The organism is Halomonas sp. G15 (genome assembly GCF_021282295.1).
In the GTDB taxonomy this organism is placed as follows: domain Bacteria; phylum Pseudomonadota; class Gammaproteobacteria; order Pseudomonadales; family Halomonadaceae; genus Halomonas; species Halomonas alimentaria.
Window position 1 is genome coordinate 32,812 of sequence record NZ_JAJSPA010000014.1, and the last position, 17,224, is coordinate 50,035.

General features: G+C 66.1%; 17 protein-coding genes and 3 tRNA genes. 7 read left to right on the top strand and 13 right to left on the bottom strand.

What is annotated here, in order from left to right:
• Positions 1–76 precede the first annotated feature (76 nt).
• Positions 77–1,687, top strand: coding sequence for a cryptochrome/photolyase family protein (locus LWH48_RS08630; RefSeq protein WP_232912252.1), 1,611 nt, complete (start codon positions 77–79; stop codon positions 1,685–1,687).
• Positions 1,684–2,076, top strand: coding sequence for a thiol-disulfide oxidoreductase DCC family protein (locus tag LWH48_RS08635; RefSeq protein ID WP_232912253.1), 393 nt, complete (start codon positions 1,684–1,686; stop codon positions 2,074–2,076). Before LWH48_RS08630 ends, LWH48_RS08635 begins: the two co-directional genes overlap by 4 nt.
• Before the next feature lie 56 nt (positions 2,077–2,132).
• Here the strand turns inward: LWH48_RS08635 and LWH48_RS08640 are convergent, their stop codons facing one another.
• The 7 genes from LWH48_RS08640 to rpsF all read right to left on the bottom strand — a co-directional run bounded on the left by LWH48_RS08640 (position 2,133) and on the right by rpsF (position 6,408).
• Complete coding sequence (locus LWH48_RS08640; protein ID WP_161431263.1) at positions 2,133–2,435, bottom strand: DUF6482 family protein; 303 nt, start codon at positions 2,433–2,435, stop codon at positions 2,133–2,135.
• A gap of 119 nt (positions 2,436–2,554) precedes the next feature.
• Positions 2,555–2,848, bottom strand: coding sequence for a hypothetical protein (locus LWH48_RS08645; RefSeq protein WP_161431262.1), 294 nt, complete (start codon positions 2,846–2,848; stop codon positions 2,555–2,557).
• Between the two features lie 79 nt (positions 2,849–2,927).
• Positions 2,928–4,316 (bottom strand): replicative DNA helicase, encoded by a 1,389-nt coding sequence (gene dnaB, locus LWH48_RS08650; RefSeq protein WP_161431261.1) that lies wholly within the window; start codon positions 4,314–4,316, stop codon positions 2,928–2,930.
• Between the two features lie 121 nt (positions 4,317–4,437).
• Positions 4,438–4,884 carry a 50S ribosomal protein L9 gene (gene rplI / locus LWH48_RS08655; RefSeq protein ID WP_161431260.1) on the bottom strand — a complete coding sequence of 149 codons (447 nt, stop codon included), beginning with the start codon at positions 4,882–4,884 and terminating at the stop codon, positions 4,438–4,440.
• 15 nt (positions 4,885–4,899) lie between these two features.
• Positions 4,900–5,751 carry a hypothetical protein gene (locus tag LWH48_RS08660; RefSeq protein WP_232912254.1) on the bottom strand — a complete coding sequence of 284 codons (852 nt, stop codon included), beginning with the start codon at positions 5,749–5,751 and terminating at the stop codon, positions 4,900–4,902.
• A 12-nt stretch (positions 5,752–5,763) separates the two neighbouring features.
• Positions 5,764–5,991 carry a 30S ribosomal protein S18 gene (gene rpsR / locus LWH48_RS08665; protein WP_027960188.1) on the bottom strand — a complete coding sequence of 76 codons (228 nt, stop codon included), beginning with the start codon at positions 5,989–5,991 and terminating at the stop codon, positions 5,764–5,766.
• Positions 5,992–6,024: 33 nt separating this feature from the next.
• On the bottom strand, positions 6,025–6,408 hold the full coding sequence (rpsF, locus tag LWH48_RS08670; RefSeq protein ID WP_161431258.1) for a 30S ribosomal protein S6: 384 nt from the start codon (positions 6,406–6,408) through the stop codon (positions 6,025–6,027).
• 557 nt (positions 6,409–6,965) lie between these two features.
• Between rpsF and LWH48_RS08675 the strand changes: the two genes are divergently transcribed.
• Positions 6,966–8,348, top strand: coding sequence for an NAD(P)-binding domain-containing protein (locus LWH48_RS08675; protein ID WP_232912255.1), 1,383 nt, complete (start codon positions 6,966–6,968; stop codon positions 8,346–8,348).
• Positions 8,349–8,416: 68 nt separating this feature from the next.
• Here the strand turns inward: LWH48_RS08675 and rlmB are convergent, their stop codons facing one another.
• Positions 8,417–9,226, bottom strand: coding sequence for a 23S rRNA (guanosine(2251)-2'-O)-methyltransferase RlmB (rlmB, locus tag LWH48_RS08680; RefSeq protein ID WP_161431256.1), 810 nt, complete (start codon positions 9,224–9,226; stop codon positions 8,417–8,419).
• A 53-nt stretch (positions 9,227–9,279) separates the two neighbouring features.
• Positions 9,280–11,712, bottom strand: a complete 2,433-nt coding sequence (rnr, locus tag LWH48_RS08685) for a ribonuclease R (protein ID WP_232912256.1) — start codon at positions 11,710–11,712, stop codon at positions 9,280–9,282.
• 222 nt (positions 11,713–11,934) lie between these two features.
• On the opposite strand from rnr, the gene LWH48_RS08690 reads away from it, so the two are divergent.
• The 3 genes from LWH48_RS08690 (at position 11,935) to LWH48_RS08700 (ending at position 12,265) form a co-directional block, all read left to right on the top strand.
• A tRNA-Leu gene (locus LWH48_RS08690) sits at positions 11,935–12,021 on the top strand.
• Between the two features lie 32 nt (positions 12,022–12,053).
• Positions 12,054–12,140 (top strand) — tRNA-Leu (locus LWH48_RS08695).
• A 38-nt stretch (positions 12,141–12,178) separates the two neighbouring features.
• Positions 12,179–12,265: transfer RNA gene (locus tag LWH48_RS08700), tRNA-Leu, on the top strand.
• An 87-nt stretch (positions 12,266–12,352) separates the two neighbouring features.
• Here LWH48_RS08700 and LWH48_RS08705 read toward each other — a convergent pair.
• Positions 12,353–13,219: a DNA/RNA non-specific endonuclease gene (locus LWH48_RS08705; RefSeq protein ID WP_232912257.1), complete on the bottom strand. Its 867-nt coding sequence runs from the start codon at positions 13,217–13,219 to the stop codon at positions 12,353–12,355.
• A gap of 96 nt (positions 13,220–13,315) precedes the next feature.
• Positions 13,316–13,591 (bottom strand): Lrp/AsnC family transcriptional regulator, encoded by a 276-nt coding sequence (locus tag LWH48_RS08710; protein WP_232912258.1) that lies wholly within the window; start codon positions 13,589–13,591, stop codon positions 13,316–13,318.
• A 304-nt stretch (positions 13,592–13,895) separates the two neighbouring features.
• On the opposite strand from LWH48_RS08710, the gene LWH48_RS08715 reads away from it, so the two are divergent.
• Positions 13,896–14,210 carry a high-potential iron-sulfur protein gene (locus LWH48_RS08715; protein ID WP_161431252.1) on the top strand — a complete coding sequence of 105 codons (315 nt, stop codon included), beginning with the start codon at positions 13,896–13,898 and terminating at the stop codon, positions 14,208–14,210.
• A gap of 116 nt (positions 14,211–14,326) precedes the next feature.
• Here LWH48_RS08715 and LWH48_RS08720 read toward each other — a convergent pair whose 3' ends face one another.
• Entirely contained in the window at positions 14,327–15,883 is a 1,557-nt protein-coding gene (locus LWH48_RS08720) for a SpoVR family protein (RefSeq protein WP_232912259.1), read from the bottom strand.
• A gap of 27 nt (positions 15,884–15,910) precedes the next feature.
• Positions 15,911–17,197: a YeaH/YhbH family protein gene (locus LWH48_RS08725; protein WP_161431250.1), complete on the bottom strand. Its 1,287-nt coding sequence runs from the start codon at positions 17,195–17,197 to the stop codon at positions 15,911–15,913.
• Between the last annotated feature and the right edge of the window lie 27 nt (positions 17,198–17,224).

A 17,224-nucleotide genomic window follows, 5' to 3' on the forward strand; every position in this document is an offset into this window, starting at 1 on the left:
TAGTGTATCAGGACCCTCGCGACGACGGCGATCGGGTTGTACTATCAAATGGATTTGTACAATTCGAGGTCAAGCCATGTCCCGCCCCCTGGTACTGGTGCTCGGCGACCAGCTCACCCCGACGCTCGCCAGCCTGCGCGACCCACCCGACGGTGCCGTGGTGGCGCTCTGCGAGGTGGCCGCCGAAGGCACCTATGTGCCCCACCACCCACAGAAGATCGCCCTGATCCTGGCCGCCATGCGCCACTTCGCCGCCGAACTTCGCGACAGGGGCTTCCGGGTGCACTACAGCGCCCTGGACGATGCCGACAACGCCCAGGGGCTGATCCAGGAGGCGGAGCGGCTGGCAGCCCTCTACGGCTGCGACGAGATCCAGGTCGTGCGTCCCGGGGAGTGGCGGCTGTGGCAGGCGATGCACGAGCGTGTGCGCGCCGCCCTGCCCTGGCGCCTGCTCGAGGATGACCGCTTCTATACCACTCCGGACGACTTCGCCGCCTGGGCGCGCGGCCGAAAGTCGCTGCGCCTGGAGTACTTCTACCGGGAGCAGCGACGGCGAACGGGCCTCCTGATGGAGGATGACCAGCCCGCCGGCGGGCAGTGGAACTTCGACCACGACAACCGCGAGCCGCTGCCGGAGTCACTCACGGCCCCGGAACCCCCGCACCACCGTCGGGACGCCGTCACCGAGGAGGTCCTGGCGCTGGTGGCGGAGCACTTCGGCGACCACTTCGGCAGCCTCGAGGGCTTCCACTGGCCGGTGACGCGGCGCCAGGCGCTGGTCGACCTGCGCCATTTCATCCAGCACCTGCTCCCCGAGTTCGGTCGCTACCAGGACGCCATCAGCGACGCCGAGCCCTTCCTGTTCCACTCGCGGCTCGCGGCGGCACTCAACCTGGGGCTGCTGTCGCCTCGCGAGCTGTGCGAGGCGGCGGAGCGGGAGTATCTCGAGGGGCACGCCCCGCTGAACTCGGTGGAGGGCTTTATCCGCCAGATCCTGGGCTGGAGGGAGTATGTGCGCGGCCTCTACTGGACACGCATGCCCGATTACAAGACGGGCAACGCCCTGGGGGCCGAGGGCGACCTGCCGGCCTGCTACTGGAGCGGCGAGACCGAGCTGCGCTGCCTTGCGCGCGCCATCGAGATGACCCGCGACAACGCCTATGCCCACCATATCCAGCGGCTGATGGTGACCGGCAACATCGCACTGCTGTGTGATGTATCGCCGGAGGCGCTGTGCGACTGGTACCTGGCGGTGTATGCCGACGCCTGCGAGTGGGTGGAGCTGCCCAATACCCTGGGGATGGTGCTGCATGCCGATGGCGGCCTGATGGGCTCCAAGCCCTACTGCGCCTCGGGCAAGTATATCGACCGCATGTCGGACCACTGTCGCCACTGCCGCTTCGACCCGAAGCGGGTCACCGGGGACGACGCCTGCCCGCTCAACAGCCTCTACTGGCGCTTCCTGGAGCGTCATGCCGAGACTCTCTCGGCCAACCCGCGCATGAAACTGATCTATGGCTCGCTGGCCAGGATGAGCGACGAGAAGCGTTCGGCCATGCGAGAGCAAGCGGAGGCCTTCCTGGCGGCGCTGCCGCGAAGCTCGGCCTGGCGCCAGGCGGGAGACGTTGAAGAGCGCCGCCGCCATCTCGCCGGTTACCGCACCACGCGCCAGGAGGAGACCCCATGAGCCGTCGCGATCCCCTCGCCGCCACGCCGCCGGTCACCCTCTATCACGACGGCGACTGCCCGCTGTGCCAGCGTGAGGTGGCCTGGCTGGAACGACATCCACGACGGGCGCGCGTGGCGCTGGTGGATATCCAGGCACCGGACTTCGACGCCACGGCGCAGGGCCGGACCTTCGAGGAAATGATGGGCCGGCTGCACCTGCAGGACGCCAGGGGCCACTGGTACATCGGCATGGACGCCAGCCGCGCGCTCTACGCGGTGCTGGGCTACCGGCGGCTGGTATGGATTAGCACCCTGCCAGGACTGGCGGGGCTGATGGATGCGGGTTATCGCTGGTTTGCCCGCCGCCGGGTGCGCCTGGGGCGCTGGCTGGAGGCGCGGCGGCGGTGAATCGTCTCGCCGGGCGGCGGTCTACGAGAAGGAGCCGGCCGAAACCGGAACGATGCTCAGAAGACCAGCGGCATGCGTGAAGTCAGCGGGTCCTGATAGTGGGTGGCGCGGCCGATCACCTCGTCGTGAGGCACCTGCTGAACCAGGTAAGCGCGGTGAATGCCGGCACGCTTGAGCTCCACATAGACGTCGTCCAGGGCGCGGAACAGCACCGGCTTGCCCTGACGGGTCAGCATGTGTCGCTGCCCCTCGATGTCCTCCAGCTCTACCTGATAGAAGCGACTGCCGGCATGGCCGATGACGCGAATCTCGTAGTTGTCATGATGGGCCGCGAAGGCCTTGAGGTCGTGAAAATCCATGGATCCCTCCAGGGTGTCTTGTAGTTGCATGTCCTCACAGACTGGCGCCGGAGGATGACGCCAGGGTGACGGCTGCATGTCAAAAATGTGACTACGAGACCCCAGGAGAGTTCCACAAGCTATTGATAGTCGGAAGGATCGATCGCCTTGCCCAGCGAGTTCCGGTCGACCCACTTGCCGGCCTTGGTCTCCTTGTAGCGGAAAACCACACGGTCACCCACCGCCACCGGCAGTTCAGCGTCCTCGGTCTGGTAGCTGTAGGTCTCACCCTCCACCATCAGCTGGTAGCGGTAGAGGTCGGGCATGCCCAGCCACTCCTTGAACGGGCCTTCACGCTCCACGGACTGGAGCTCGCCGCGCGCCTCCAGCTTGGGGGTGCGGCGTCGATTGCCGCGCTGAAATCCGCCTGCCATGCTACCTCCTTCCTGTACTCGTTCGGGGGGTGGGCATTATACGGGCCCCTCGCCCCGGCTCAACCCGCGACGCCCGCGCTCACTCGCCGAAGCCATCTCCATAGCTGTCGGGCGCCAGGTCCTCGAAGCGGGTATAGCGACCAATGAAGGCCATATGCACCGTGCCGATGGGGCCGTTACGCTGCTTGCCGATGATCAGCTCGGCCAGCCCCTGATTGTCGGGGTTGTCGGGATTATAGACCTCGTCACGATAGACGAAGGCGATCACGTCGGCATCCTGCTCGATGGCGCCGGATTCGCGCAGGTCCGACATCACCGGCCGCTTGTTGGGACGCTGCTCGAGGGAGCGGTTGAGCTGGGAGAGCGCCACCACCGGACAGCCGAACTCCTTGGCCAGCCCCTTGAGCGAGCGGGAGATCTCGGAGATCTCGCCGGTACGGTTCTCGGAGAAGCCGGGGATCTGCATCAGCTGAAGGTAGTCGATCATCACCAGCCCGACGTTGCCGTGCTCACGCACCAGGCGGCGGATACGCGAGCGCATCTCGTTGGGCGACAGCGCCGCGGTATCATCGATGAACAGCTGCTTGTCCTTGAGCAGGTTCACCGCCGAGGTCAGCCGCGGCCAGTCCTCGTCCTCCAGCTGGCCGGTACGCACCCGGGTCTGGTCGATGCGCCCCAGCGACGAGAGCATGCGCAGCATCAGGGCATCGGCGGGCATCTCCATGGAGAACACCATCACCGGCTTCTCGCTGGAGATGACGGCATGTTCGACGATGTTCATCGCGAAGGTGGTCTTGCCCATCGAGGGCCTCCCGGCGATGATCACCAGGTCCGAGGGCTGCAGCCCCGAGGTCATCTCGTCCAGGTCGCGGAAGCCGGTGGAGAGGCCGGTCATCTCGCCCTTCATGTTGAACAGCTCGTCGATGCGGTCCACCGCCTTGGCGAGCAGCTCGCTCATGCCGATGGGGCCGCCCGACTTGGGGCGCTCCTCGCTGATCTGGAACACCAGCCGCTCGGCCTCGTCGACCAGCTCGTCCGCCGGCCGCCCCTGGGGGCTGAAGGCACCATCGGCGATCTGGCTGGCGGCACGGATCAGCTTGCGCAGGGTCGCCCGCTCGCGAACGATATCGGCATAGGCGCGGATATTGCTCGCGGAGGGGGTATTGCGGGCCAGTTCGGCGAGGGTAGCCAGGCCGCCCACGGTGTCCAGCTGGTCACGCCCCTCCAGCGCCTCGGAGAGGGTCACCACGTCCAGCGGCCGCGCCGACTCGGCAAGCTCCGCCATGACGTTGAAGATCAGGCGGTGCTCGTAGCGATAGAAGTCGTCGGCCACCAGGCGGTCGGCGACGTTGTCCCAGGCCTGGTTGTCGAGCATCAGTCCGCCCAGCACCGACTGCTCCGCCTCCAGCGAGTGGGGCGGTACCTTGAGGGCGGCGGTTTCCTGGTCGTGCTCGAGCATCTCTGACATGGCGATGGTTCACCCTGGGCATTGCGGGGTCGCCATTCTACCCCAGACAGACACAATAAAAACGCGACGAGGGGCGCGAGGATCTCTCCCCGCGCCCCTCGTCAGGAGCGGCCGTCAGGACTTACTCGGCGACCACCACCACGCGCACGGTGGCTTCGACATCGGCGTGCAGACGCAGCGCAATGTCGTACTCGCCGGTGGCGCGGATCGGACCTTCCGGCATGCGCACTTCACTCTTGGCCACATCGATGCCGGCCGAGGCGATGGCATCGGCCAGGTCGCGGGGCCCGATGGAGCCGAACAGCTTGCCCTCGTCGCCGGACTTGGCGACCAGAGAGAGCTCGATCTCGTTGAGCTGGGCGGCACGCGCCTCGGCCTCGGCCTTGCGCTCGGCAGCCTGGGCCTCGAGCTCGGCACGCTGGGCCTCGAAGGCCTCGATGTTGTCCTTGGTGGCCGGCACGGCGAGGCCGTAGGGCACCAGGTAGTTGCGGCCGTAACCGGGCTTGACGGTGACCTGGTCACCCAGGCCGCCCAGCTTGCCAATATTGTCGAGCAGAATGACTTCCATCTCGTAAACCTCTTGTCAGTTGCGGCTGGCCAGGCGCCCGCGAATGTTCGCGAAGGCGTCGATGAAGGCCAGCAGCAGCACGATCAGAATCATGGGCCAGGTGGTGATCAGCAGCAGGTAGAAGGCGACCAGCCACAGCCCGTTCATCCCTTTCAGTCCGATAAATCCATGCACCAGGGCGATGCCGGCGACCAGCAGCGGAACCCACAGCAGCATGCCCAGGCCCGGAAGCCCCAGCACGGCACCGATCGCCCCGAGCACCACCAGCACGGCGAGCTCACGCGGCGCCAGGCGCAGGGCGTGGAACTCCTCGCGGAAGCCCCCGGGGTTGTAGAGTCCCGCCTGCCAGCTGCGCGCCAGGGCCAGACAGGCCACGGCGGCAATCAGCACGATAAGACCGGTGACTCCACCGATCAGCAATCCCGCCAGCTGCTCGGCATCGAACCCCTGGCTGCCCAGCTCGGTGAGCAGGCGCTCGACCTCGGGAGAGGCCTGTCGCAGCTGGTCGAGCATCTCCCCGGTGCCCCCGGGGGGCAGGAAGATACCCAGCTGGATCATCACCGCGCCGGCCAGGGCGCCGACGATCAGCGCTTCGCTCCAGCGCAGGCGGGAGCGCAGCACCACCGCCATCAGGGTCACCAGCAGCACGCTGGAGAGCGGGATGACATCCCCCTGCATCCACCACCAGCCCGAAGGCACGGCGGCGGCCACGATCACCGGCAGTGCCGGGGAGAGTCCCCGACGCAGGGTGACCAGGGCCGCGATGGCGGCCCCCAGCCAGAACAGCCAGGGAATCAGGGTGGCCACGGCGGCCCCGCCGGAGGCGTAGGGCGTACCGCGCATCACCCAGCGGGCGATCGTCAGCATCTTGCCGCCGGCTTACTGGTGGCTATCGGAGTAGGGGAGCAGTGCCAGGTAGCGCGAGCGCTTGACGGCGGTAGCCAGCTGGCGCTGGTAGCGGGCCTTGGTACCGGTGATACGGCTGGGAACGATCTTGCCGGTCTCGGTGATGTAGGCCTTGAGGGTGTCCAGATCCTTGTAATCGATCTGCTTCACGCCCTCGGCGGTGAAACGGCAGAACTTGCGGCGACGGAAAAAGCGTGCCATGTGAAGACTCCTTCAGACGTGCGATGGGGGTGATCAGGCGGACTCGGCGCGGGGCTTCTCGTCGCGGGGCTTATCTTCGCGACGGGTACGCTTCTCTTCCACCGGCTTCATCATCGGCGAGGCCTCGGTGATGGCTTCGTTGCAGCGCACCACCAGGCTGCGGATGATGGCGTCGTTGAAGCGGAAGATGTTCTCGATCTCGTCGAGGGTCTCGCCGCTGCACTCGACGTTCATCAGCACGTAGTGAGCCTTGTGGATCTTGTTGATCGGGTAGGCCAGGTGACGACGGCCCCAATCCTCCAGGCGATGCACGGTACCGCCGTTCTCGGTGACGAGGCTGGTGTAGCGCTCGACCATGGCCGGAACCTGCTCGCTCTGGTCCGGATGGACCATGAACACGATTTCGTAATGACGCATGGGATCTCCTTGCGGTTTGGCAGCTTCCTCGGGAGGTCTCGGCGCTCCGGGGAAGCAAGGAGGTGATAGAAGAAACACGAATGCCCGCTCGATGGACGAACGGGCGCAAGCATTCTAAAGAATGGCCGCCGGACTGGCAAGGCGCGTTTCCTCGATCATGGCCTCGGGGGCGCGGCAGCAACGGACAGATATTTGACATAATAATCAAATATCCATATTTTGATAACGCATAGTTATGGATCACCCCGCTTTCCCCGTGGCCGACACGCCACACCCGCACTGATTCCGGGCGCGCCATGCCGCCTCTCCTCCGCTGTCGCCGGCCTGCATGGGCCCTGCCTCGGAATCGGCGCCATGACGCCATCAGCAAGCACTCCGCCCCGTCACTACGACAGGCGCCCCCTCCCGGGGACGGATCACCACCCCGGGACCGAATCGCGGACCAGGCGTCCTGCCTCCTGACGGGCACCGGGCATCCATGCTTTCTGCCATCTCGATGCTCGACCCGGCCGCCACTGTCGGCGGCGCCGTGGCGAGCCTCTCTCACGGAGCCATTCATGACAAAACGTGTTGCCATCATCGGTGCCGGCCCCAGCGGCCTGGCGCAACTGCGCGCCTTCCAGTCAGCCTTCGAGAAGGGAGCCGACCCCGTCGAACTGGTCTGCTTCGAGAAGCAGAGCGACTGGGGCGGCCAGTGGAACTACACCTGGCGCACCGGCCTCGATGCCAATGGCGAACCCGTCCACAGCAGCATGTACCGCTACCTGTGGTCCAACGGCCCCAAGGAGTGCCTGGAGTTCGCCGACTACAGCTTCGAGGAGCACTTCGGCAAGCCGATCGCCTCCTATCCGCCGCGTGCCGTGCTGTGGGACTACATCAAGGGGCGCGTCGAGAAGTCAGGCGTACGCGAGTACATCCGCTTCAACTGCCCCGTCCGTCATGTGGAGTACCGGGAGAACGACGGGACCTTCCTGGTCACCGTGCATGACCATGAGCGCGACGTGGTCGAGAGCGAGGTCTTCGACCATGTGGTGGTGGCCTCGGGCCACTTTTCCACGCCCAACGTGCCCGAGTTCGAGGGCTTCGAGGCCTTCAACGGCCGCATCCTGCATGCCCACGATTTCCGGGACGCCCTGGAGTTTCAGGGCAAGCACCTGCTGCTGGTGGGCAGCAGCTACTCCGCCGAGGATATCGGCTCGCAGTGCTACAAGTATGGCGCGCGCAGCATCACCACCAGCTATCGCACCCGCCCCATGGGCTTCGACTGGCCCGAGAACTGGGAGGAGAAGCCCCTGCTGCAGCGGGTCGACGGCAACACCGCCTACTTCGCCGACGGCACCAGCAAGCAGGTGGATGCCATCATCCTGTGCACCGGCTACCTGCACCACTTCCCCTTCCTGCCGGACACCCTGCGTCTGCAGACCAACAACCGCCTGTGGCCGCTGGGGCTCTACCGCGGGGTCGCCTGGGAGGACAACCCCGGGCTCTTCTACCTGGGCATGCAGGATCAGTGGTACACCTTCAACATGTTCGACGCCCAGGCCTGGTATGTCCGCGACATCATCCTGGGGCGCATCGCCCTCCCCGACCGCGAGACCATGCAGGCTGACAGCCAGGCCTGGCGCGAGCGCGAGGAGGCGCTGGAAGACGATGAGCAGATGATCCGTTTCCAGGGCGACTATGTCGCCAGCCTGATCGATGCCACCGACTATCCGAGCTTCGACATCGAGGGGGTCAACCGGACCTTCCTCGAGTGGGAGCAGCACAAGCACACGGACATCATGACCTTCCGTGACAAGTCCTACTCCTCGCTGATGACCGGCACCCAGGCGCCGGCCCACCATACCCGCTGGCTGGATGCCATGGATGATTCGCTGGAGGCCTTCCTCGACGCCCCCGCCAGGCGGCCGGCAGCCAAACCCGAGGAAGCCGGCAGCTGATCGTTCGCGCCGCGTAGAGACGACAACGCCTGCCATATGGCAGGCGTTGTCGTTTCAGGCCCCGGGCTTCAGGTCCCGGGCGTCGCCCGCCCCCGCTGGCGAACCGCCTCGAAGAGGCTGATGCCGGTGGCCACCGAGACGTTGAGGCTAGAGACGCTGCCGGCCATGGGCAACTTGACCAGCTGGTCGCAGGCCTCGCGGGTCAGGCGGCGCATGCCCTTGCCTTCAGCCCCCATCACCAGCGCCGTGGGCCCGGTGAGGTCGACCTCGAAGATCAGCGACTCGGCCTCACCGGCGGTGCCGGTGACCCAGACGCCGAGCGACTTGAGCCTGGCCAGGGCACGGGAGAGGTTAGTGACCTGATAGACAGGCACGCTCTCGGCGGCACCGCAGGCGACCTTGCGCACCGTGGCGTTGAGCGGCGCGGCCTTGTCCTTGGCCACGATCACCCCATGCACCCCGGCGGCATCGGCACTGCGCAGGCAGGCGCCAAAGTTGTGCACGTCGGTGATACCGTCGAGCACCAGCAGCAGCGGGGGCGTCGCATGGGGCCACGCCTCCAGGCGGAACCACAGTGCATTCTCGGCCTCGAACGCCAGCGGCGTGGTGAAGGCCACGACACCCTGGTGGGCGGCGCCCTGGGCCAGGCGGTCGAGCTCGTCACGCGGACGCGACTGGATGCGGGCGCCACCGCGGCGGGCGACCTCGACCAGTTCGGCCAGGCGCGCCCCCGCACTGCCCTCCTGCACCCACAGTTCGCGAGGCGTCTCGCCGCGTTCGATCAAGGCACGCACGGCGTGGACGCCGAATACCGCCTCCAGGCCACCGGGCGCGGCGGGCTTGCCGGCGGCAGGCCGGTGGGGTCGCTTGTGCTTCATGGTTATCGCTTCATCGAGGGTCACACGGCGGGCCCGATGGCCCGCCACAGGATTCAGCGCCGCGAACGGCGCCGGCGGTTGCCGCTGCGCTTGCGGCCATCGCCCTTGTCGGACTTGTCGCCCTTGGCGGCGGTGTCGCCCCGGGATGCCTCGGACTTGGGCGGCTTGCCACCGGCGCTGGCGCGCCCCTTGGCAGGCGCATCATCCACCGCACGGCGCCGGCGCGGCGCACGCTGGGGGCGCGGCTTGTCGTCGGCCAGGGCGAAGTCGATCTTGCGATCGTCCAGGTCGACCCGGGCCACCTGCACCGTGACGCCGTCGCCGAGGCGGTAGCTCATGCCACTGCGCTCGCCCTTGAGGCGGTGCTTCTCCGGCTCGTAATGGTAGTAGTCGGAGGGCAGCGAGGTGACGTGGACCAGCCCCTCGACATAGACCTCGTCGAGCCGCACGAAGATGCCGAACTGGGTCACCGAGGCGATGGTGCCGTCGTAGACCTCGCCGAGCTTGTCGGACATGAACTCGCACTTGAGCCAGTCCTCGACGTCGCGGGTGGCATCGTCGGCACGCCGCTCGGTCATCGAGCAGTGCTCGCCGAGTTCGAGCATCTGCTCGAAGGTATAGGGCGCCCACTTGCTGGGTGGCTCCACCGCCGCCCCGTCGGCACGCAGTACCGTATTGGTCTGGCGGGGCCCGCGGATCACCGAGCGGATGGCACGATGCACCAGCAGGTCCGGGTAGCGCCGGATCGGCGAGGTGAAGTGGGCATAGGCCGGATAGGCCAGGCCGAAGTGGCCATCGTTCTGGGGCGAATAGACCGCCCGGCTCATGGAGCGCAGCATCACCGTCTGGATGACGTCGGTATCGGGGCGCCCCTTGATGGCCTCGGCCAGGTCACGGTAGTCCTGGGGACTCGGGTCGTCGCCGCCGGCCAGCGACAGGCCCAGTTCGTTGAGGAACAGGCGCAGCTTGTCGAGGCGCTCCGGCGAGGGCTTCTCGTGGATGCGGTAGAGGGCCGGCAGGTCGTGCTTGTCGAGGAAGCGCGCGGTGGCCACGTTGGCCGCCAGCATGCACTCCTCGATGATCTTGTGGGCATCGTTGCGGGAGCGCGGCACGATCTTCTCGATCTTGCGCTCGTCGTTGAAGACGATAGCCGTCTCGGTGGTCTCGAAGTCGATGGCGCCCCGCTCCACCCGGGCCTCGCGCAGCAGCCGGTAGAGGGCGTGCAGGTTCTTCAGCGACGGCACCAGCGCGCTGTACTCCTCGCGCAGGGCCTCGCCCTCCTGCCCCTCGTCGTCGAGGATCGCCGCCACCTTGTTGTAGGTGAGGCGCGCATGGGACTGGAACACCGCCTCGTAGAAGCGGTAGCGGCTGATGGCACCGCTCTGGGAGATATTCATCTCGCAGACCAGGGCCAGGCGATCGACGGCCGGGTTGAGCGAGCAGAGTCCGTTGGAGAGCAGCTCCGGCAGCATCGGCACCACCTGTCCCGGGAAGTAGACAGAGTTGCCGCGGCGGATCGCCTCCTGGTCCAGGGCGCTGCCCGGTCTCACATAGTGGGAGACGTCGGCGATGGCCACCAGCAGCTTCCAGCTCCCGGACTTGGTCTTCCAGGCGCAGACGGCGTCATCGAAGTCCTTGGCGCTCTCGTCGTCGATGGTCACCAGCGGCACGTCGCGCAGGTCGATGCGCCGATGCGTGTCCTCCTCGGCCACCTCGGCGGACATGCCGGCGATCTGGTCGTGGACCTCCGGCGGAAATTCGGCGGGGATCTCGTAGCTGCGGATGGCGATATCGATCTCCATCCCGGGATCCATGCGCTCGCCCAGCACCTCGATCACCTCGCCCACCGGCTGCACCCGGGTCTCGGGCTGCTTGACGATGTGCGCCGAGACCACCTGGCCATCCTTCGCCCCCCCACAGGCGCTGTGGGGAATGATGATCTCCTGGGTAATGCGGGCATTCTCGGGGATCAGCACACCGAACTCGGGGGTGTTCTGGCGATAGACGCCGACGATGGTCTGGGTGTTGCGCGCCAGCACCTCGGCGATGGTGGCCTCGTCGCGGCCACGGCGGTCGCGACCGCTGACACGTGCCAGCACGTGATCGCCGTGAAAGACACGGCGCATCTGCCGCGGCGGCAGAACCAGGTCGGGCTTCTTGCCGTCGTCACGCAGCAGGAAGCCGAAGCCGTCGCGGTGACCCAGCACCTTGCCCTTGATCAGGTCGAGCTTGTCGATCAGAGCGTAGGCACCGGCACGGTTGCGCAGCACCTGGCCATCGCGCTCCATGGCCGCCAGCCGGCGACGCACCGCCTCCTGCAGCTCCTCATCCTCGAGGCCCAGCTGCTGGCTCATCCTCTCGTGGGTGATCGGCTTGCCGATGTCTTCCAGACGGGCGAGCAGGTACTCGCGGCTGGGGGCGGGCTTATCATACTTGTGGGCTTCGCGTTCCGCGTGCGGATCGTCGCTGAGCGTCCAGTGGGTCATGCGCGGTGCATCCTTGGCAGGGTCGGGGACGACATGAGTAAGGAGGCGCTCGAGCGCCGCGGGAACGAGGTGTTGCTTGGGGATTCATTGATCATGGCCGCAGTATAGCGCCGCGGGCGCGGCCACCCAACCTTGGCGGGCCCCTCGAGGCTGGAAAAAAACACCTCGCGGCCATCCTGCCCCTTGCAAAGCCGGCGAATTCGGGTACCATACGCGTCGCCTGCCCAGATGGCGGAATTGGTAGACGCGCTAGCTTCAGGTGCTAGTGTCCTTACGGACGTGGAGGTTCAAGTCCTCTTCTGGGCACCATCGCTCTTTTACAGTACGACTCGCTCGTGTTCGCCCAGGTGGCGGAATTGGTAGACGCGCTAGCTTCAGGTGCTAGTGTCCTTACGGACGTGGAGGTTCAAGTCCTCTCCTGGGCACCACTCCTTCGGAGACGCGGACACGACGAGATGCATGATGCGCCCAGGTGGCGGAATTGGTAGACGCGCTAGCTTCAGGTGCTAGTATCCTTACGGATGTGGAGGTTCAAGTCCTCTCCTGGGCACCATTTTTTAGCGTCATGCAGGCTGGATCAGACGATACACACAGGAAACCGCGACATGAATCGCGGTTTTTTTGTGCCTGCTCGATGGATTTACTCGAAGCGCCCGGGTCGATTTGCGACCTCCTCCAGCGCCCAGCCACGGGTTCTCACCCGACCCTCCAGCGCCTCGGCGGCCGCTGCCGGCAGGTTGGGAAAGAAGTCGAGTCCGGTTCGCGCCTCCAGCTCGTCGATGCTCACCAGAAAGTCATCCAGCGGCTCGTCGCCGCGCACTCCATGAGGCATCAGGAAGGCCAGCGCCAGGGGGCGCTCGGCGGGCACCACGATGATCTTGTAGAAGGCCTCGGGAACTTCCACGAAACCGACCCGGTTGAATACATTGTCGAGGAAGCCCTCGGGGAATACCGGCCCGGTTATCACCTGCACCGCGCCGAAGCGAGGCACGAAGTGGTCCATCACCACCTCCTCCAGGCGCTGCCATAGCCGCCGATTGAGATCCGGACGCTGAGGCGTCATGTTGCTCATGTAGAAAGTGTCGAGCTGGGCATCACGACCATGCACCGCGGCGATGGCGTAGTTCGGCGCCAGGTGGCCGCGGTCGAAGCCGCTGCCGGCATAGTGGTCGGTACCGATGGGCCACAGGGTGCGCCAATCCTGGCGAAACCCGGGGCGCGGCCCGGATCGGGGATCCTCCACCGCCTGGAGTCGATAACTGACCCACAGCGGATTGACCCGCACATCGGACCAGCCCACCAGGAAACCTTCATTGCGCAGCACACGGTGGAAGCTGGTGGGCGATACCTGCTGCCATTCGGGCACGCCCATCCACACCAGGGAATCACGCAGCTCGCGGGCCTGAAAATGCCACAGGCCGGCACCCACGGCCACAAACAGCAGGCTGACGGCAAGGCGCCGCAGCGGTCGGCCACGGCGCAACAGGGGGGAACGTCGGCGACTCATCCGTGAATGGCTTTCCGATAGAGGGACAGGGAACTACAGGTGAAGGCAGGCGCGGCAGGCCGCCGCTACATCGCTGGCGGCGAGCCGCGACTCAGGCTACCAGCCCAGAGAGAACATGGTCTCCAGGTCGTGGCGGGAGTGCACCTGCATGGCATTCAGGGTCTCGGTGTCGCGGATGCCCTCCACCACATTGAGGCGTCCGGTGACCAGCTCTGCCAGGCTCTCGAAGTCGCGCGTACGGGCGATGGCAACCAGGTCATAGCGACCGCAGGTGGAGTAGACCTCGCTGATCCCCTCCACGTCGGCCAGGCGCTCGGCCACCGACTTGACCTGTCCCTTCTCGGCATTGATCAGGATCACGGCATTCTGCATCGGGCTCTCTCCAGCTTGCGCCCCGAGGGCGGAGTGGGTGGCGGGCATTCGTCGACGGCTGCCCGGGGGCTGGCATCGAGTATATCAGTGCCGGGGGCCGGGAAGAATCGCGAGTGGCCAGACACCTCGCGTGACTGCGACAAGCCGTCGCAGCCACGTGTTCGCATGAGCCCGGCGCCTTGACTACCATGGGTTGACGAACTCCTCCGGCAGCCGACTGTCGGAGTTCGAGAGGTGGGTCACCACCCGAGGATAGCGGGCAGACGCCCGACCGTGACTGGCAACGAGACAATAAGGAGATTCCATGGCTAACCACAGCCGTCGTGATTTCATGCGTAACAGCCTGCTGGGCATGGCTGCCCTGCCGCTGGGTGCGGGCATCCTGTCAAAGAGCGCCTTCGCTCAGGACCTCCCGCCGCTGGACCCCTCCGCCGAGCAGGCCCAGGCCCTCAACTACGTCAAGGATGCCACCGAGGCCGCCGACCACCCGGCCTACGCGGAAGGCGAGCAGTGCGACAACTGCATGTTCTTCCAAGCCGACACCAATGGCTGCCAGCTGTTCCCCCAGAACAGCGTCGAGCCGGCGGGCTGGTGCCAGTCCTGGACCGCCCAGAGCTGATATCCGGACGGCTCCGGCCGCTACCCGGCATAAGCGAGGACCCGCGCCCAGGCGCGGGTCCGGTCGTTGAAGGAAGGCAAAAGGGTAGCGGCCAGTGACAGGCGTGCCGCACCGGGTCAGGCGCGCTCGGCATCCTCCTCGTCCGGTAGCGGCCATTGGTAGCGCCGCACCACATGCTCGCCTTGGATCGACTCCAGGTGCACCGGGAACCCCCACAGCTGATGCAGGTGGCGGATTACCGGATAGACGCTGCGCGCCAGTGGGCGGCGATCGTCCTGTATATGGTGCAGGGTCAGCGAACGGTCGCCGCGGATATCCGCCGAGTAGACCTGGATATTGGGCTCACGCACGGACAGGGCGTAATGAGCCGCCAGCGCCTCGCGGATGCGCCGGTAGCCCCGCTCGTCATGGATAGCCGTCACCTCCAGCATCTCCTCCTGGTCGTCGTCGAGCACCATGAACAGCTTGAGGTCGCGGATTACCCTGGGCGACAGGAACTGCTGGATGAAGGACTCGTCCTTGAAGTTCTTCATGGCGAACTCCAGGGTCTCGCGCCAGTCGCTGCCGGCGGTATCGGGAAACCAGAGGCGGTCCTCCTCGGTGGGGGCCTCGCAGAGGCGTCTGAGGTCGCTGAAGATGGCGAATCCCAGCGCATAGGGATTGATGCCGTTGTACCAGGGGCTGTCGAAGGCGGGCTGCTGCACCACCGCCGTATGGGACTGCAGGAACTCCAGCATCAGCCCCTCATCCACCGCCCCCTCTTCATAGAGCCGGTTCATCAGGGTGTAGTGCCAGAAGGTGGCCCATCCCTCGTTCATCACCTGGGTCTGGCGCTGGGGATAGAAGTACTGCGCCAGCTTGCGCACGATGCGCACCACCTCGCGCTGCCACGGCGCCAGCAGCGGCGCATTCTTCTCGATGAAATAGAGCAGGTTCTCCTGGGGCTCCGACGGGTAGCGCCCCCCCGAGTGCAGGCCCAGCGGGTCTTCGGTGTCCTGTGCGTCGCCCAGCGCCTCTGGCGAGGGGCGCCCCGGGATGGTGCGCCACAGGGTGTTGACCTGGGCCTGCAGCAGCTCCTCCCGCTCCTTCTGGCGACGCACCTCCTCCTCGGTGGAGATCGGCGAGGGGCGCTTGTAGCGATCGACGCCGTAATTCTGCAGGGCGTGGCAGGCATCCAGCAGCTGCTCGACGGCGGCGACCCCGTGACGCTCCTCGCACTCGGCGATGTATTTCCGGGCGAACACCAGGTAGTCAATGATCGAGCCGGCATCGGTCCAGGTACGGAACAGGTAGTTACCCTTGAAGAAGGAGTTGTGGCCATAGCAGGCGTGAGCCATGACCAGCACCTGCATCATCAGGGTGTTCTCCTCCATCAGATAGGCGATGCAGGGGTCAGAGTTGATCACCAACTCGTAGGCCAACCCCATCTGGCCGCGGCGATAGGCCTGCTCCACGGCCAGGAATTGCTTGCCGAATGACCAGTGGTGGTAGCCCACCGGCATGCCCACGCTGGCGTAGGCATCCATCATCTGCTCGGAGGTGATCACCTCGATCTGGTTGGGATAGGTATCCAGGCGATACTCGTCTGCCAGGCGGGCAATCTCCCGCTCGAACTCGGCGAGTATCTCGAAGTTCCAGTCGGATCCCGTGGCGATGGGCTTGCGTCGGGTCATCTTGCCTCCTCGGCCGCTGACCGGCCCTCAGCCGCCGGTGACACGGCGCTTGAACAGCTCGCGGAACACCGGGTAGATATCTCCGGCCTCGACGATCTGGCGCATGGCGAAGCGCGCCGGAAACTCGGCGGCCACGCTCTCGTACTCCTCCCACAGCGCCTGATGGGCGTGGGGAGTGATCTCCACGTAGGTGAAGTACTGCAGCCGCGGCATGAGCTTGCTGATCAGCAGATCGCGGCAGGCCACCGAGTCGTCGTCCCAGTTGTCGCCATCCGAGGCCTGGGCCACGTAGAGGTTCCACTGCCCCGGCGGGTAACGCTCGGCAATGATCTCGTCGACCAGGGACAGGGCGCTGGAGACGATGGTGCCGCCGGTCTCCCGGGAGTAGAAGAACTCTTCCTCATCGACCTCCCGGGCGGCGGTGTGGTGGCGCACGAAGACCAGCTCGACCTTCTCGTAGTTGCGCTCGAGGAACAGGTAGAGCAGCAGGAAGAATCGCTTGGCGATGTCCTTGTGGGCCTGGGTCATGGAGCCGGAGACGTCCATCACGCAGAACATCACCGCCTTGCTGGAAGGCTGGGGCTGGTTGACCAGGTGGTTGTAGCGCAGGTCGTAGGTATCGATGAAAGGCACCGCCTCGAGACGCTTCTCGAGGCGCTCCACCTCGGCCCTGAGCTCATTGATGCGAGCCGGATTACGTAACACCGGGTCCTTGCGCTCCTCGGCCTCCAGAGCCTCGCGGGCCTCACGCAGGGCACGCCGGATCGGCGCGCGCATGGCGATGCGTCGGGCGTGGGCCTCGCGCATGGAGCGCACGATATTGATCCGTGCCGGCACCCCCTCCTTGGAGACCCCGGCGCGCACCGGGCGCACCTCGTCGAGATCCACCAGCGCCTTGCGCTCCAGGTGGGGCAACTCCAGGCCATCGAAGACGAAGTTGAGGAACTCCTCCCGGGAGAGGGTGAAGGCGAACTCGTCCACCCCCTCGCCCTGGTTCGAGGCGCCGCCCTCCCCCGCGCCGTCACCGCTGCCGCCACCGCCGGGGCGGCGCATGCGGTCGCCCTCGACGAACTCCTTGTTGCCTGGCGCGACGATGCGACGCTTGCCACCGGCGCCGTGCTGGAAGACGGGCTCGGAGATGTCACGGGCGGGTATCGAGACCTTCTCGCCGCGCTCCATGTCGGTGATCGAGCGGCGATTGACCGCCTCCTCCACCGACCGCTTGATATGGGTGCGATAGCGGTCGAGGAAGCGCTGGCGGTTGACCGCGCTCTTGTGCTTGGCATTGGCCCGTCGGTCGATGAAGTAGCTCATGGCAACTCTCCTGCTCGCCGCGGGGAC